We start from the raw sequence: 14,741 nt of genomic DNA, 5'->3' as shown, positions 1-14,741 counted from the left end.
ACGACCGCCTTCGAGACCGGTACGTGTACCCCTGTGGTCCGCCGAAGCTACAAACGCTCGGGCGTTCTGATGCCGAGGAGGTCCATGTCCTGGCGGAAGGTCTGGCCAGTGAGCCGGCACAGCAGCAGGCGGGTCTCCATGACCTCGCGGCTAGGGGCTTTCAAGACGGGGCAGTGCTCGTAGAACGTCGTGTACGCCGCGGCGAGGCTTTGCAGGTAGGCACAGAGGCGGGGGGGGTTCGGAGGTCTCGGCGACGAGGTCGATGGTGGCGCCGAGCTCGCCGAGGAGGAGGCCGAGGGCGCGTTCGGCCGGCTCCAGGGCCTGCTCCTGGTGGGCGGTCGGGGTGACGCCTTCGGGGGCCTTGCGCAGAATGGACTGGATGCGGGCGTAGGCGTACTGGAGGTAGGTGCCGGTGTCCGTTGAGGAAGACCATACGGTCCGCGTCGAAGATGTCGTCGCGGGTGCGGGAGGTCGACAGGTAGGCGTACTTGACCGCGCCGATGCCGACCTGCTTCGCCCGGCCCTCGATCTCCTCGGTGGCAAGCTGGGGGCTCTTCTCGGAGACGACGGTACGGGCCCGGGGTGACGAAGTCGGCGTTGCTGTGGAACTTGGCGCGCGATGTCGTGTAGAGGCGGTTGAGCGGGGCGAAGGTCTCCCCGCTGAGCTCGAGAGCGCGCACGAGCGCGTCCCCGATGACCGTCGAGCTCAGGTGGCCGACGTACATCTCCTCGGCGATGTTCGGCCAGCTGTAGTCGATCACCGTGACGCCGGTCTCGGCCTTGCCGCCGACACCGAGGCGGGCGTCGGCTGCGCGGGTGACTAGTCGCTCGAGATTCTGAACCTCTGGGGTGCGGCAGCGATAGAGGAGAGAGCTCGGCATGTATGCCGGTCAGACACGACGCCGGGCATCAGCTTCCTGCACCGTCTGGAGGTGTTTCCGGGCCGCCTACGCCGCAGTGGGCAGCACCTCATATCGGTGCTGCCCACCGGCCGACGAACGCCGTAGTCGGTGCCCCGCTCGGGTGGGGCACCCCCTTCCTCGGCACGAGGCCGATCCGTCTACGCGACGAGGTTGGCAGTGAGTGATCGCCAATGAGTTCGACGACCTCTCGTACACGATGGTGTCTGCGGGACCTCTCGCACAGGAACGGCGGGTGCTGTCAGTCGCGGCCTCGCAGCAAAGCCGACCGCGCGGACGGATCCGGCGGCGTCTTGGGAGGCCGGTGGCCGTGGGTGCGGAACTCGGTCTCGTCGGGGTGCAGCCTGACCCGGGCGGCCCGCCAGGCTGTGTCGAAGTCGATCTGCCCGCTGGCCGCCCGTGTGAGGCGCCAAGCGCACCAACTGGTTCGCGGGGCGAACACCCAGCGCAGGACGGTGGTTCTCATCGTGCCGGTTCCGGCAGGTCGATTCCTTCCGCCGGGTCGGCCGGGCCAGGCGAGCCAGGCGAGCCAGGCGAGCCAGGCGGGCCGGCGAGCATGTCGAGGTCGTCCGCGAGGTCGCGGTGGCCTGCTTTGCGCATGTAGTCGGAGGTGAAGGCGAGGAGCATGCGCCGCTGGTGCAACTGGTCGAAGCGGGAGAAGAACGTCCGCAGGATCTCCAGGAACTGGAGATCGGCCGGGCCGGTGGCCGGGGCGCGGGCGGTCGAGAGCAGCTGTGACAGGTTTGTCAGGGCCTTGGTGAAGTTGGTCCTGGCGCTCTCATCGGTCAGCTTGAAGTCTTTGAGGTGCTCCGCCCAGGTTCCCGTGTCAGGCATGGTCAGGGCGGCGGCCAGGATCGCCGGGTCGGCGAGTGCGTGAGCACGGGCTCTGGCCGCCTGGAGGAAGACGGTGTCCTCCAGTGCCTGGCTGCGGCGGGCGCGTATCAGTACGGCGGTGGCCTCGGTGGCCGTAGGGTCCAGGACCGTTCTGATCTGGGCCTGCAGGATGACGTCGGGGTTTCCGGGCAGCGGGCGGCAACCGGCCAGGTGCTCGGCCAACGCGTCCTGGGCGCCCGGCAGGTCGGCCGGGTCCAGCCGGGCGGCGGCATCCACGGCGGCGCGGCGGAGCGTGGTGCGGATCAGCCGCGCGAGGGCCGCTGTGTCGTGGCCCGGCAGCTGGTCGGGGTAGGTGGTGGCGGTGATCTCGGCGGTGAAGGCGATGTCCGGGTACTGAGTGGGCAGCACGGCCGGGAATGCGGTCACCGCGCGCCGTAGTTCCCGCCGCTGTGCGCGGGTCGGCTGGTCGCCTCTCACGACGGCTCCGGTCGGGCGGAGGGGAAGCGGCGGCTGATCAGGCGCCGGCGGAACTCGCGCATGGCCTTCGACTCGGTGTTGACCTCGCGGCCGATGACGACGGCGGCGACCGGGTCGAGGCTGATGCGGCCGCTGACGACCCGCTCGACGAGGTCGAGTACCTGGTCGGCTGGCAGGGTTCCGTCGATGCTTGCCTCGGCCCAGGCGGTGAGGGTGTTCTCGCATGTGTGTGCGAGTGACGTGTCGGGCAGAGTGGCGTTCCAGGCTGCGACGATCTCGTCGGTGACGGACTCGTCGTGGCTGGCCGCGGCGAGCAGGAGCTCCGTGGGGTTCGGGTCGGTGGTCAGGTCCGCCAGGGCGAGGAAAGCGCGCCGGCCCGCGCGCGAGCGGCCGGCTCTGGCGGGACTGCTGCTGTCCGGCGGTCCGATCCAGTCGTTGACCGCCGCCCAGGTCACGGCGAGCTTGCCGTGCTCGCTCACCAGGGCGCGAATGGCCCGTCCGGCCTCGTCGTTGGCCTGGTCCTCCGCGTCGCGGGCAAGGACGTGGCGAAGGCGTACCAGGGCCTGGCCGGGAAACTCCGCGGCAAAGGCGCCCTGGCACACCAGTGCGGCAACCCTGGCGACCTCTTGGTCCCGGCTCGGCGCCCAGCTCTCGCGCAGCTGTTTGCGCACGCCCGCGCCGAGGACCGGGTGCCGGGCAGCGGAGGACAGCATGAGGGCGGCGGCGTCGCCGCGGCTGAGTGCGGGCGGAGCGCCGCCGCCCCGGGTCGTGGGGCTGGGCAGGACGCTGTTGTCGTTGTACTCGGCCGCCAGCTTCGCCAGCACGTCGGCGATGGTGGCGAGTCGGTCGGCGCCGGTCTCGCCCGTGGCCGTGATCCGCGCGATCCACTGCCTGATGTGGCTTTGGGTGTTGGCGAGTTCGGTCCAGATGTGTTTGAGGACCGCGTAGCCGTAGCCGGGCCGGTGGGTGAAGGTGACCTTGTTGTCGCTGACATTGGCTCCTGCCTCGCGCAGGCGGCTTCCCAGGTCCAGGCCCGACAGTGCGTCGCGCACGCTGTTGTTGTCCGAGTCCCCAAGCAGGTCGCGGGCCGCCTGGTGCACCTGGGAGGGGCTGGCGCCTTCCAGGAGTACCGCGGCCAGGAGCAGTGCGCGGTCCTCCGGGCGTTCGACGGTCCGCCCGAAGAAGCCGGTGATGTAGTCCTTCCAGCCGGTGAACCGTTCAACAGCCGCCGCGAGTCTCTCCTCACTGTCTGCCGCATCGGCGAGCAGCCGGGCGAGTTCGGCGGCGTCGGCCGGGTGCATTCCCTCGGTCACGAGATGGGCGAGGTCCTGCTCGTGCTCCTGGGGCTCGTGTCCGGACTGCAGCCGCTCGAGGAGTTCCGGGCGGCGGTGGTACAGCCCGAGGTGCGATCTCACCAGGTCCAGAGGGGCTGGCGGCCGTGCCCGCACCAGCGCCGCGGATTCGGGGCCCATGCTGGGCCAGCCGTCACGGCCTGCGATCACGACCAGGCAGGAACCGACCTGCGCGAGACGGCGGCCGTAGTCGCTCAGCTTCGAGGGCATCTCCTTCGGCCAGTCGGCGATCTCGGCAGAGACGTCCAGCAGGTATCCGCAGTTCTCCTCGATCGGGAGCAGGCTGGTGTCCGGCGGATCCCAGTCCGGTGTGATCTGCCACAACCGCAGCGAGGATCTTCCCTCGCTGCGGCGCGGCTTCTCCAGCAGGACCAGGGACCGGACCGCGATGGCATAGCGCCCGTCGCCGCCTTCTCCGCCAACGACCGCCAGACCGCCTCCGCGCAGGAGCACGTCACGGGTCTGCTCTGCGGCGAGCACCTCCGTGCCGTCGCGGCCCGTCCTGACCCATGCCTGCCGCACCGCAGAGATCACCGACGGATCGACGGGGTGGACCGGCAGCAGTTCCTTCTCGTGGATGTTGACCACGGCGAGCACGCTGGCCCCGCCAACAGCCTGGGCCTGGACGATCACCGACCGGTGGTTGCCATCGGCTCGCTGGGCTCCGGGCGTGTCAGGGCCCGGCTCCTCCACGGGCTGTTCCACCGTCACCGCTTGGGCCGCGTGGAGGCGGTGATGGAACCTGTCCCCGTGCTCACGTTGCCGCCTGCCTGGATGACGACACTGCCGGTGTTGCCATTCGCGTTCATCACGGAGCCCGCCTTCCTACTCCCGTCCCCCAGCTCGGCGAGCAGCTGCTCCAGTTCCTCGATCGCGTCGGGGTTGCGCTGCAGATAAGCCCCGAGCTGCCAGAAGCACTGTGCCCGGAGCGCGCCGTGCGCTCCGTCACCGTCCGGGCCCTTCTCGGCAGCAGCGTCGAGGTCCGCCAACTGCCGCTCCACGGCCTCGGGTTCATCGCGCCTCAGGAAGCGGGAGATCCGCTCCTTGACCAGGCCCCACCCGGACCGTGCCACTTCCACAGCCAGCGCCTCGGACGCCCGCGTCGCCAGGTCCATCACGTCGATTTCGGCAGCACCCATGTCTCACCTCTCGTCCGGCCCACGCGACGGACCGCGCCACGAAAGGATGCGAACGGAATGTGACGCCGCACAAGCCAATCGTGCACATCGACCGGATCCCGCCCACCCGGGCTCCGACCTGCCGCCGGCGCGTCCCCGCTCTCGTTCGAATCCTGTGCACGACAGGTGTGTCGACACATGCACAGTCTTCGACCAGGGGCAGGCTCGTCTTGTTCGACTGCCGGAAGCCCAGCCGCGGCGCGGGGCAGAGGCCTCAGAGTGGCGCGAATCCTGCGGCGGGCCAACAAGACCCGTCCTACCGCTCGCCAGATGACAGCGACCGTCCAATTCTCCCCACGAACGGATGGCGTCCCGCAGCTGGGAGCAGCCAGGCTGGTACCGGAGCCCGCGTTCACGACCGGCCCGTTTTCAGCCGTCGCCGACAGCCCCGAGATCGCGCGTCTCGGAGTAGATGGGTCCAAGGTAATGCGGCGCGCGTGGTACGCCTACGATCGCCAGTCGTCCTGGTCGTGGCGCCGCCGGGAGGACGGCGGCTGGGCGGTGTCCTCAGTCGTGCGCAACGCTTTCGATCACTGGCGCCCAGGCCGGCCAGAGGCCGAGGCCGCGTTCAAACGGCTCATCACAGGCTGGATCTCCGAAACCCGCGGCTTCGCTGCCCTGCGCAGCGAAGCCCTGCGACAACTCGTCGCGGTCAAGCCCGCCTACATGGGGTAAAGGCTTTGCACCGGACGGGAGAGCCTCGAGACCTGCGGTCGGACGAGCAATCTGTCGGCACCGGAACGCGAGCCGACAGACCTCAGCCACCATCGGCGGCGACACTCGAGCAGTTGGCCCCAGGGCCGCGCCGAGACGGCCGTACCCACGTAGGCCCCGGAGGATTTCCCGACAACACCGCTGAAGCCCACGAATCACCGGGCGGCCGCCGCCTCACGCGTAGGGGTCACGCAGCGGGCGAGGCTCGCGGATCCCGCGAGTGATCGCATCGGGGAGGTCCGGGCCAGCCGTGTAGTAGCGACCCTGAGCCTCGCCCTTGGCGGTAAGCCAGCCCGCACGGACGAGCTCGCGGATGTCGCGTTGGGCCTGCTGCTCGCTGAGCTCGGCGTCGGCCTGGTAGGTGGCGCGGCGCAGGCGGTTGCCCATGGCCGCGGGGTAGAGGGCGTAGAGCATGCGGTCGGGCCAGCCGCGCTGCTCGACGGCTTCGTCAAGGGCGGTCCAGACCTCGCGGGTGGTGTTCACCTGGCGCTCGACGCTCTGAGCCTGCTGGTGGTGGGCGCGCAGACAGAACCGGATCCAGGGCAAGGTGTCGCGGTCCGGAGTCCAGACCGGGCCACCGACCTCGGCCAGGATGTCGTAGTAGCGATAGGTGTTGCGGGCCCGGCCAAGCCACTCCTCAATGCTGGAGAACTCCGGCGCCATGATCCCCTCACGGGCCAGGACCAGGGTGTGCAGAGCGCGGGACATCCGCCCGTTGCCGTCCGACCACGGGTGGATCGACACCAGATTCAGGTGCGCCATCGATGCGCGCACCAGACCCGGTGCGTCGAGGCTCCCCTCGTTCAGCCACTCCACCAGCTCGCCGGTCAGGCCCGCCAGCTGTTGGGCATCAGGGGCGGTGTAGGCAGCGATGGTCGGATCCTCGGCGGAAGTGACGTAGACCGGCCCGGTACGCCACCAACCGGGCCGCTTGAGCAGGTGGTGGCCCTGCATCATGAAGTGCAGCGAGTTGAGCAGGCCCTTGCTGTAGGCGAAGTCATCGCCCGCTTCGGCGAGGCGCTGGATGTATGTCATCGCCTGCCGATAGCCCTCGATCTCGGCCGTGACGGTGTCGTTCGCATCGATCGGCGCCTCGCCCACCATGATGTCCTCGACGTCCGACACGCTCGCGGCATAGCCCTCGATCGTGTTCGATCCGGCGATCGCCCGCGCCGTGAGGTTGCGCCGCAGCTGCCCCTCCCAGCGACGTGAGGCGCGCAGATGGATACGCAACCGATCCCGCATCTCGTCGATCTCCGCGAGGACGGACTGGTCGATGTCCTGCAGCGAAGGCACACCATAGAGCATAAAGCAATGACACCATGACGGCATCAAGCAGTCAAGGAGATTTGGCGCAATCATGGTGCATGAATACTTCAATAAACCCTTGGGAATCGGCCTCCCTGGATCCGTTCAGCGAGATCACCGCCGCCAGCCTTCCGGCTCCGGCGAGCGCCCGGCGCTCGCAACACCACACTTCACCGCTTACCGGCCGCCGCTTGCCGTCCACCCAGGTCACCCCGACCCAGACGCACGCCTGGGCCAGCTTCCTCGCAGGGGCCATCCACAATGGACTCGACCCGACGCTGGTCACCCAGTGGCTGACCGTCCTGGCCGATGCCACCGGCAGCCCCGCACTCCCGTCCCTGGCCTCCATGCCGCTGGCTGACTACGTCAACCTCCGCCTCTCGGCCATCCTGGCCGGCCTGGAAACCACCACACACGCCCCTTACCTCGCCGGCTGGCACCTGCGGATCGAACCCGAACTCGGGCGCATCCCCCTCCGCCTGATCACCACCGCTCTCGTCACTGCCGCAGTGTTCGGCTGGATCGCTGACGGCTGCAGCCGCTCCACGATCAAGAACACCCTGGCCATGCTCTCCCGCACCTTCGAGCAGGCCATCGTGGACGGCATCCTCGACCGCAACCCTGCCCACATCACCGGATGGCAGCACCAGTTCCAGCAGGCCGAGGACGAACTGCGAGACCCCCGCACCCTCGCACTGCGCGACTGGGACGCCCTCATCGAACTCGCCGACGCCCTGATCGAAGCCTCGTACAACTGATACCGCGGCTGGGGCGACGTCGTCCACAGCGCCTGCACCGCCACCCGCATCGGAGAAGTCTCTGGAGTTCGGGCCCGCGACGTCGACACCGACAAATGGCTTCTGACCTGCCGCCGGCAGACCACCCCCGCGCCCGGCGGTCTGGTCGACAAGCACACCAAAGGCCGGATCGCCCGCTTCATCCCGATCATCGTGCCGCTACACCCGCTCATCGCCCGCCGACTGCAGGCCACCCGCGGCGACTCCGACGCCCGCCTCTACACTGGCCCGCGCGGCGGCCGCATCAGCACCGCCGTCCTGCGCGACGCCACGCACTGGGACGAGGTCACCAGCGACCTCGGCTACGAGCACCTGCGACGCCACGATCTGCGCCACACGGGGCTCACTTGGATGGCGGACGCCGGATTCCTTCCGCACATCCTCATGGAAATCGCGGGACACCGGCTCATCACCACCACCCAGCGCTACTTCCACCCTGACGTGCTCCGGATCCTGGAAGCCGGCCAAGCCCTCACTCATCACCTCGAGAAGCTCCAATGCGACGGCCAGATCACCCGCCGCTGGTAACACACCGTGACCATCATCGCCTCGAAATGGCCACTGCCAAGTCGCTTCGAGGCAGCCCGAGTCACTCCACAGCAAGCAGTAGGCGCCAGAAAGGCCTTAGAAATACCCCGATATGAACCAGTTTGACCCACTTGACCGATGCCCGGCGCACTTGACCGAAGGTCAAGTGCGCCACCACGCCTCGCTCCAACAAAACGGCAAGGAGGTCTCGCACTTCACCTTGAGATTGAAGAACAATCCGCATACCAGCCACTGGAGCAACGGGTGGCAACGCACCCATGGCCAAACCTGGGGACCATTTTGGGACCACCCAGGGACCAAAAACGGGCCCCGAAAACCAGCAAGAGCGGGCACCTGGTTCCCCAAGTACCCGCTCTCACAACCGACTTCACAGTCGGGACGACAGGATTTGAACCTGCGACCCCTTGACCCCCAGTCAAGTGCGCTACCAAGCTGCGCCACGTCCCGTGGTCTCGGTGCCTGCAGCGAGGGCCTGGGGGGCTCTGCTGTGGGCTTCTCGACCTTGTCCCCGGTGTCCCGGCGACGTGGAAAACAATACAGCACGTCGGGGGGTGCTCGCTGCCAGGTTTGGGGGTGGGTGGGTCAGGGAGTCGGGTGGCGGGCGTCGTAGGCGAGGAAGGCGGGGCGGCGGGCGGCGAGGAGGAGGACGGCGGCGACGCAGGCGAGGCCGCCGCTGATCACGGAGGTGGCGGGGTTGGTGAGGGCGGCGACGGTACCGGACTCGAAGTCGCCGAGGCGGGGGCCGCCGGCCACGACGACGATGAAGATCCCTTGGAGGCGGCCGCGCATCTCGTCGGGTGCGGCTACCTGCATCATCGTGTTGCGGAAGATCATGCTGACGGTGTCGGCGCAGCCCGCGACCGCGAGCAGCACGAGGCCGAGCCAGAGGTTGTGGAGGACGCCGAAGGCGGCGATGGCCAGGCCCCAGGCGGCGACGGCGGCGAGGACGGCGAGGCCCTGGCGGTGGACGCGGCCGACCCAGCCGGAGAAGAGCGCGCCGATCAGGGCGCCCACGGCCGGGGCGGAGACCAGCAGGCCGACGGTGCCGGCGTCGCCGCCGTAGAAGGTGATCGCGATGGCGGGGAAGAGGGCGCGCGGCATGCCGAAGACCATCGCGGCCAGGTCGGCGAGGAAGCTGGTGCGCAGGTTGGGCTGCTCGCGCAGGAAGCGGAGGCCGTCGAGGACGGAGGCGCGGCCCTTGCGCTCGCCGAGCGGGCGCATGGCGGGCAGGCGCCACATGGCGTAGAGGGTGCCGGTGAAGGCCACGGTGTCGACCAGGTAGGCCGCTTGGGGTCCGTAGGCGCCGATGAGGACGCCGCCGAGCATCGGGCCGATGGTGAGGCCGAGGTTCATGCTGACGGTGTTCAGGGCGTTCGCGGCCGGGAGCTGGTGGCTGGGTACCAGCCGGGGGATCATCGCGGAGCGGGCGGGCGAGCTGAGGGCGAAGAACGCGGCCTGGACGGCGACGGCCGCGTAGAGGACGGCGACCAGGCCGAGGCCGGCCAGGGCCTGCGCGGCCAGGACCGCGGAGACGACCGCGAGGCCGCCCGAGCCGATCAGGCCCAGCCGGCGCCGGTCGACGGTGTCGGCGATCGCGCCGCCGTAGAGGCCGAAGGCGACCAGCGGGACGAGGGAGAAGATGCCGACCAGGCCGGTCGCGAAGGCGGAGCCGGTCAGGTCGTAGACCTGGACGGAGACGGCGACGGCCGTCATCTGTTGGCCTATGGAGGAGACGGCCTGACCGGACCAGACCCGGCGGTAGTCGGCGTTCTCGCGCAGCGGGCTGAGGTCGGCGAACGCCCGCCGGTACCACGGCGCTTCGGTGGCCTCCGGGTCGGCGGGCAGGTCACCGGTAGCCACGGTGCCGGGCGACGCGGGGCCGGGCGATGCGGCACCGGGCGACGCGGCGGAGGTGGAATGTTGATCGTTCGACATGGTTCCCATGCTCCGCCCCGCCCCTGGCCGCCCCCACAGCGGGGCGGCCCTCGACCCGAAACCGCGCTGCCGTTACCTGCTCAGCACCTGCTTCTCCCCCGCCTCGACCGCGAAGTCCAGCCGGTTGCCCGGCGGCGGGAAGGGGCAGATGAAGTGGTCGGAGAAGGCGCAGGGCGGCAGGTAGGCCCGGTTGAGGTCGAGGACCGTACGGCCGTCGGCGTCCGGCGCCGGCAGCGTGATGAAGCGGAAGCGGTAGGTGTCGATGCCGCTGCTCGCGTCGGCGATCACGCCGCTGAGGCGGTTGCCCGACTGGCTGACGGTCAGCGTGCGGTGCTCGCCGGCCACGGTGAAGGCGATCTGCCCGTTGACGGCCAGCGGGCGCTCCTTGCCGTCCGCGTTCGGGACCACGACCGACCGGGTCTCGTCCTCGAACGGGGTGAAGACCGCGGGCACGGCCCACTCGGGTGCGTAGGGGTGGGCGGAGATGCCCGCGAAGGCGGCCCGGCGCGGCGCGGCCGGGTCGAAGACCCGCAGGGCCAGCTCGCCCTCGCGCTCGATGGGCACGAGCAGCAGGTCGCCCAGGACGGCGGTGTCGGCGGCCGGGTCGCTGTCCGGGCGCAGCAGCACCTCACCGTCCAACGGGCCGTCCGTGCCGGTCACGGTGATGCCGTCGCCCGCCGACGCCCGGACCCGGACGCCCTCGGTGTCGGCCCACCAGTGCCCGGGCAGGCCGGGGATCTCGGCGGGCTCGGGCTCCAGCCAGTGCGTGCCGGTGAGTGCGAGCTGGCCGTGCGGCGCGCTCACGGACGCCGCCCGCCCGTCGCTCCAGTGCTTCCAGTCCTCTGCGGCGGTCGCCGTCATCGGTCCACCCTCCCGGTCGGTCCGGGGACGGCCCGCTGTTCGGGCCGCCCTTCTCGATCATCCACAACACCGCCCGCTCGGGCGGATCATTCCCGCCGGTCCGAAGCCGCCGAAACCGCAACGGGGCGGCATCGCACCGACGCCGTACAACACGGAAAGCACCCAAGGATCACGGTGCACGGTCACGGAGCGCGGCCACGGAGCAGGTCACGGAGTGCGAGCGCGGGTCACGCCATGCCTATCCGTCTCGCCGCTTCAACGGTCGGAACAGCCCCTCCTGCACGACGGACACCACCAGGTGTCCGTTCCGGTCGAAGATCTGCCCGCGGGCCAGGCCGCGGGCGCCGTGCGCGATCGGGGCCTCCTGCTGGTAGAGCAGCCAGTCGTCCGTCCGGAACGGCTGGTGGAACCACATCGCGTGGTCCAGGGAGGCCATGTCGAAGTGGCGCTCGCCCCACAGCGGCTCGACGGGGGCCCGGACGGCGTCCAGCAGCGTCATGTCGCTGGCGTAGGTGAGGGCGCAGACGTGGATCAGCGGGTCGTCCGGCAGCGGGCCGTTGGTGCGGAGCCAGACGCCGCTGCGCGCCTCGACGCCGGCCAGCTCCTCCTTGGTCCAGCGCAGCCGGTCGACATAGCGGATGTCGAAGGGCTGGCGGCGGCTGATGAACGGGGGCAGTTCGCCGAGCCGGGAACCGACCTCCTCCAGTGCACTGGGCAGCTCCTCGGGCGGGGCGACGTCCGGCATCGGGTACTGGTGCTCGATGCCTCCCTCCTCGGGTCTGTGGAAGTCGGCGGTGAGCGCGAAGATCGACCGGCCGCCCTGGATGCCGAGCACCCGGCGGGTGGTGAAGGAGCGGCCGTCCCGGATCCGGTCGACCTGGTAGACGATCGGCAGACCGGGCACACCGGGGCGCAGGAAGTAGGCGTGCAGCGAGTGGACGGGGCGCTTGTCCTCGACCGTGCGGCCCGCGGCCACCAGCGCCTGCCCGGCGACCTGGCCGCCGAAGGTCCGTTGCAGGGCCTCCTCGGGGCTGCGTCCGCGGAAGATGTTCAGTTCGATCTGCTCCAGGTCGAGCAGATCGACAAGGTCGTCGACGGGGGTACCCATGAGCGTGTCCTCTCCGGACCCCGATCCCTCCGGATGCGGACTCCGATCGAATTCTCCAGCTCACTCGAATTCTCCGACGCCCCGGGTCATTCCCGCTCACCGTGTCCGAGCCACCGTTTCACTCGAACGAGTAGACGAGTCGACGAACGGATGACGGAAGCGGTGGGTCCGGCCGAGCCTCCGGGCAGCCCGCCCCTACGCTCCCAGCCCCGATTCCCGCACCGTGATGTTGAGTCGCCCCACCAGTCCCAGCTCCGGGTCCGCCGTGCCCGGCAGGGTGCGCACCACCCCGTGGTACGCGAACCGGGCCGGGCCGCCGAACACCAGCAGGTCCCCGCTGCGCAGCTCCAGGTCGGTCCACGGCCGGGTCCTGGTCTCGGTGTTCCCGAGCCGGAAGACGCAGCGGTCCCCGAGCGAGAGCGAGACCACGGGCGCGTCCGTCCGCTCGTCGCGGTCCTGGTGCAGGCCCATCCTGGCGCCGTGCGGGTAGTGGTTGACGATCGCGATGTCCGGCTCGTACGACACGGCGCCCGCGATCTCCGGCAGCACGTCCCCGTAGGCCTCGGCGACGGCCCGACGGGCGAGACGGCCCAGCTCGGACGGGAACGGCTTGACGGGCGCGCCGTCCTCGGCGATCCGCCGGTACCCGTACGGGTACCAGTGCCATCCGAGGCTCACCATCCGTACGGACATCATCCCGCCGGTGGGCATCCGCACCGCGTGCAGACCGGCCGGCGGACGGGCCCACTCCCGGCAGGCGGCGATCAGGCGCAGCTGCGCGTCGGGGTCCAACCAGCCGGGGAGCAGCACGGCGCCGGGAGCCGGCTCGACGCGCACCCGCCCGTCGGGCCCGGAATCGCCGGAAGCCCGTGGCGGATCACCGAACAACTCGCCCTGGATCACCCCACCATCCTCCCGCACCACCCCCGCCGGGGAGCGCCCCGGGACCCACCGAGGGCCAGCCCGCGCCCCGTTCCGGACCCGCCCGGGCTTACCTGGACCCGGTCAGGCCCGGTCAGGCCCGGGTCCGGCCAGGCCCGGTCAGGAGCCCGCCGGGCCCGCCCCCGCTCAGCCCCAACTCCCTCGCGCAGGACGGCCAGGCCCCCCACCCCTGCCGCCGGACGATCTCCTCGCCGACGGTCGTCTGCTCCCGCCGACTCGCGTGGTCCGGCCGGTCGGCGAAGCGCAGGCCGTCGGACTCCTCCCAGGTGGACGACCGGATCTGCAGGCCGCCGTAGAAGCCGTTGCCGGTGTTCGCCTGCCAGTCGCCGCCACTCTCGCAGTCGGCCAGCTCGTCCCACACCAGGTCCGCGACCCGGACGGCCGCACCGGCCCGCGCACCGCCCGTGGCGACGGCCAGCACCAGCGCCACCGCAGCACCGATCCGAACCACAGCCCGACGTCGACCCGTACCCTCATCACACGATTGCGGCATGGCAGCCGACCCTAGACACACCGCGGGCCGCCCGCCACGGAACGCCGACGGCCGCTCCCCCACTCGGCGGAGTACCCGCGCGAGGGGGGAGCGGCCGTGGAAGCCGGGGCCGACGAGAGCCCGAACAAGCGGTGTCAGCCACTCACGAAGCCTCGGGACCTCGAAGCCTGAGGACCTCGAAGCCCCAAGAGTTCAGCAGCTCAACAGCTCAGGGATTCAACAGCTCAACAGCTCGGCAGCTCAGATGCTCAGGGTCTGACCCGGGAAGATCAGGTCCGGGTTGCCACCGATGACCTTGGCGTTGTTCTTGTACAGGTCGTGCCAGTCCAGGCCCTGCGCGGCAGCGATGGAGCTCAGGGTGTCACCGGACTTGACGGTGTAGTTGCCCTTGGCCGGCTTGGCGTCGTTCGAGCCGGTCCAGGCCTTGGCGCCCTGGTCGGCCTTCGGGGCAGCCTTCGGAGCGGCGACCTTCGGCGCAGCGTCGGCCTTGGGAACGGCGGCCTTCGGGGCCTGCGCCGGCTTGGCGGCCGGGGCGGCGGGCTTGGCGGCGGTGGCGGCCGCCGAGGTGTCGACGGCAGCCGGGGCGCCGCCCTTGGTCAGGCCGGCCTTGACGGAGCAGACGGGCCACGCGCCCGGGCCCTGCGAGGCGAGGACCTTCTCGGCGACGGCGATCTGCTGCGCCTTGGTGGCCAGGTTGGCCTGCGAGGCGTAGGCGGTGCCACCGTAGGCGGCCCAGGTGCTGGAGGTGAACTGCAGACCGCCGTAGAAACCGTTGCCGGTGTTGATGGCCCAGTTGCCGCCGCTCTCGCACTGGGCGACGGCGTCCCAGGTGGAGACGGAGGCGGCGGAGGCCGAGGTGGCCGTGACGAGGCCGGCCACCGGCAGGGCCGCGACAGCGGCGCCCGCCACGACAGCCATCCGGACGCGGTTGCGCTTGGTGGCGGTGGAGGTGGTGGCAGCGGCGTTCTCGTTACGGAAGGTCATGGGGTTCCTCTCGACAGCCCCGGGCGGGCATGCGGAACCAGGCCCTGTGAGGGCCGCGTTCGCTTGCCGCGTCCGTGGGGCGGCCGTGCACGTGTCGGACGTGCCGCTGCCGCCCCGGCCACCCAGCCGCTCGCCGACGACCTGTTCGAGCGATCGCGTCGGCGGGCACCTGCCACGCCCGGCGGACCGGGGGGCTGTGCGTCGGGGGTGAACCCGGGTGGCGCTCGTTGCGCCGACCAAGAAGCTACGAGCCGGTCGACGGGGATTTCAAAACCTGAACGGTCTGCCC

General features: G+C 70.4%; 14 protein-coding genes, 1 tRNA gene and 2 pseudogenes. 3 read left to right on the top strand and 14 right to left on the bottom strand.

What is annotated here, in order from left to right; translation table 11 throughout:
* Nucleotides 1–47: 47 nt before the first annotated feature.
* The 6 genes and pseudogenes from ABTY56_RS26460 to ABTY56_RS26435 all read right to left on the bottom strand — a co-directional run.
* Nucleotides 48–580 (bottom strand): annotated as a pseudogene (locus ABTY56_RS26460) (DALR anticodon-binding domain-containing protein); the annotation flags it as partial.
* A gap of 67 nt (nucleotides 581–647) precedes the next feature.
* Nucleotides 648–881 (bottom strand): annotated as a pseudogene (gene argS, locus ABTY56_RS26455) (arginine--tRNA ligase domain-containing protein); the annotation flags it as partial.
* A gap of 280 nt (nucleotides 882–1,161) precedes the next feature.
* Entirely contained in the window at nucleotides 1,162–1,386 is a 225-nt protein-coding gene (locus ABTY56_RS26450; RefSeq protein ID WP_350631667.1) for a hypothetical protein, read from the bottom strand.
* Complete coding sequence (locus ABTY56_RS26445; RefSeq protein WP_350631666.1) at nucleotides 1,383–2,180, bottom strand: hypothetical protein; 798 nt, start codon at nucleotides 2,178–2,180, stop codon at nucleotides 1,383–1,385. Before ABTY56_RS26445 ends, ABTY56_RS26450 begins: the two co-directional genes overlap by 4 nt.
* A gap of 47 nt (nucleotides 2,181–2,227) precedes the next feature.
* Nucleotides 2,228–4,216, bottom strand: coding sequence for a hypothetical protein (locus ABTY56_RS26440; protein ID WP_350631665.1), 1,989 nt, complete (start codon nucleotides 4,214–4,216; stop codon nucleotides 2,228–2,230).
* A 74-nt stretch (nucleotides 4,217–4,290) separates the two neighbouring features.
* The gene (locus ABTY56_RS26435; protein ID WP_350631664.1) at nucleotides 4,291–4,722 is read right to left on the bottom strand and encodes a hypothetical protein; all 432 of its coding nucleotides are present in this window, start codon (nucleotides 4,720–4,722) and stop codon (nucleotides 4,291–4,293) included.
* A gap of 309 nt (nucleotides 4,723–5,031) precedes the next feature.
* Here ABTY56_RS26435 and ABTY56_RS26430 point away from each other — a divergent pair, with 309 nt between their 5' ends.
* Nucleotides 5,032–5,436, top strand: coding sequence for a hypothetical protein (locus ABTY56_RS26430; protein ID WP_350631663.1), 405 nt, complete (start codon nucleotides 5,032–5,034; stop codon nucleotides 5,434–5,436).
* Between the two features lie 213 nt (nucleotides 5,437–5,649).
* Here ABTY56_RS26430 and ABTY56_RS26425 read toward each other — a convergent pair whose 3' ends face one another.
* Entirely contained in the window at nucleotides 5,650–6,771 is a 1,122-nt protein-coding gene (locus ABTY56_RS26425) for a Fic family protein (RefSeq protein ID WP_350631662.1), read from the bottom strand.
* A 203-nt stretch (nucleotides 6,772–6,974) separates the two neighbouring features.
* Here ABTY56_RS26425 and ABTY56_RS26420 point away from each other — a divergent pair, with 203 nt between their 5' ends.
* Both ABTY56_RS26420 and ABTY56_RS26415 read left to right on the top strand, forming a co-directional pair.
* Nucleotides 6,975–7,541 (top strand): site-specific integrase, encoded by a 567-nt coding sequence (locus ABTY56_RS26420; protein WP_350631661.1) that lies wholly within the window; start codon nucleotides 6,975–6,977, stop codon nucleotides 7,539–7,541.
* A 48-nt stretch (nucleotides 7,542–7,589) separates the two neighbouring features.
* The gene (locus tag ABTY56_RS26415) at nucleotides 7,590–8,108 is read left to right on the top strand and encodes a tyrosine-type recombinase/integrase (RefSeq protein ID WP_350631684.1); all 519 of its coding nucleotides are present in this window, start codon (nucleotides 7,590–7,592) and stop codon (nucleotides 8,106–8,108) included.
* Between the two features lie 394 nt (nucleotides 8,109–8,502).
* Here the strand turns inward: ABTY56_RS26415 and ABTY56_RS26410 are convergent.
* The 7 genes from ABTY56_RS26410 to ABTY56_RS26380 form a co-directional block, all read right to left on the bottom strand.
* Nucleotides 8,503–8,576: transfer RNA gene (locus ABTY56_RS26410), tRNA-Pro, on the bottom strand.
* 135 nt (nucleotides 8,577–8,711) lie between these two features.
* On the bottom strand, nucleotides 8,712–10,064 hold the full coding sequence (locus ABTY56_RS26405; RefSeq protein ID WP_350631660.1) for an MFS transporter: 1,353 nt from the start codon (nucleotides 10,062–10,064) through the stop codon (nucleotides 8,712–8,714).
* A gap of 72 nt (nucleotides 10,065–10,136) precedes the next feature.
* Nucleotides 10,137–10,925, bottom strand: coding sequence for a DUF1684 domain-containing protein (locus ABTY56_RS26400; RefSeq protein WP_350631659.1), 789 nt, complete (start codon nucleotides 10,923–10,925; stop codon nucleotides 10,137–10,139).
* Between the two features lie 238 nt (nucleotides 10,926–11,163).
* On the bottom strand, nucleotides 11,164–12,033 hold the full coding sequence (locus ABTY56_RS26395; protein ID WP_350631658.1) for an acyl-CoA thioesterase: 870 nt from the start codon (nucleotides 12,031–12,033) through the stop codon (nucleotides 11,164–11,166).
* Nucleotides 12,034–12,228: 195 nt separating this feature from the next.
* A complete protein-coding gene (locus ABTY56_RS26390) occupies nucleotides 12,229–12,870 on the bottom strand; it encodes an alpha-ketoglutarate-dependent dioxygenase AlkB family protein (RefSeq protein WP_350631657.1) in 642 nt (213 codons plus the stop codon).
* Nucleotides 12,871–13,048: 178 nt separating this feature from the next.
* Nucleotides 13,049–13,405: a transglycosylase family protein gene (locus ABTY56_RS26385; RefSeq protein WP_350631656.1), complete on the bottom strand. Its 357-nt coding sequence runs from the start codon at nucleotides 13,403–13,405 to the stop codon at nucleotides 13,049–13,051.
* A gap of 303 nt (nucleotides 13,406–13,708) precedes the next feature.
* Nucleotides 13,709–14,452, bottom strand: a complete 744-nt coding sequence (locus tag ABTY56_RS26380; protein ID WP_350631655.1) for a transglycosylase family protein — start codon at nucleotides 14,450–14,452, stop codon at nucleotides 13,709–13,711.
* Nucleotides 14,453–14,741: the final 289 nt, after the last annotated feature.

This window comes from Kitasatospora sp. NPDC097691 (assembly GCF_040302665.1).
GTDB lineage: Bacteria > Actinomycetota > Actinomycetes > Streptomycetales > Streptomycetaceae > Kitasatospora.
The sequence above is the reverse complement of the archived record's forward strand: the minus strand, read 5'-3'. Positions and strand labels throughout refer to the sequence as shown.

Excerpts from the sequence above, each read along its gene's own strand:
- ABTY56_RS26430 (WP_350631663.1), top strand. The coding sequence starts at position 5,032 with ATGACAGCGACCGTCCAATTCTCCCCACGAACGGATGGCGTCCCGCAG.
- ABTY56_RS26395 (WP_350631658.1), bottom strand. The coding sequence starts at position 12,033 with ATGGGTACCCCCGTCGACGACCTTGTCGATCTGCTCGACCTGGAGCAG.
- ABTY56_RS26400 (WP_350631659.1), bottom strand. The coding sequence starts at position 10,925 with ATGACGGCGACCGCCGCAGAGGACTGGAAGCACTGGAGCGACGGGCGG.
- ABTY56_RS26450 (WP_350631667.1), bottom strand. The coding sequence starts at position 1,386 with ATGAGAACCACCGTCCTGCGCTGGGTGTTCGCCCCGCGAACCAGTTGG.
- ABTY56_RS26435 (WP_350631664.1), bottom strand. The coding sequence starts at position 4,722 with ATGGGTGCTGCCGAAATCGACGTGATGGACCTGGCGACGCGGGCGTCC.
- ABTY56_RS26405 (WP_350631660.1), bottom strand. The coding sequence starts at position 10,064 with ATGTCGAACGATCAACATTCCACCTCCGCCGCGTCGCCCGGTGCCGCA.
- ABTY56_RS26380 (WP_350631655.1), bottom strand. The coding sequence starts at position 14,452 with ATGACCTTCCGTAACGAGAACGCCGCTGCCACCACCTCCACCGCCACC.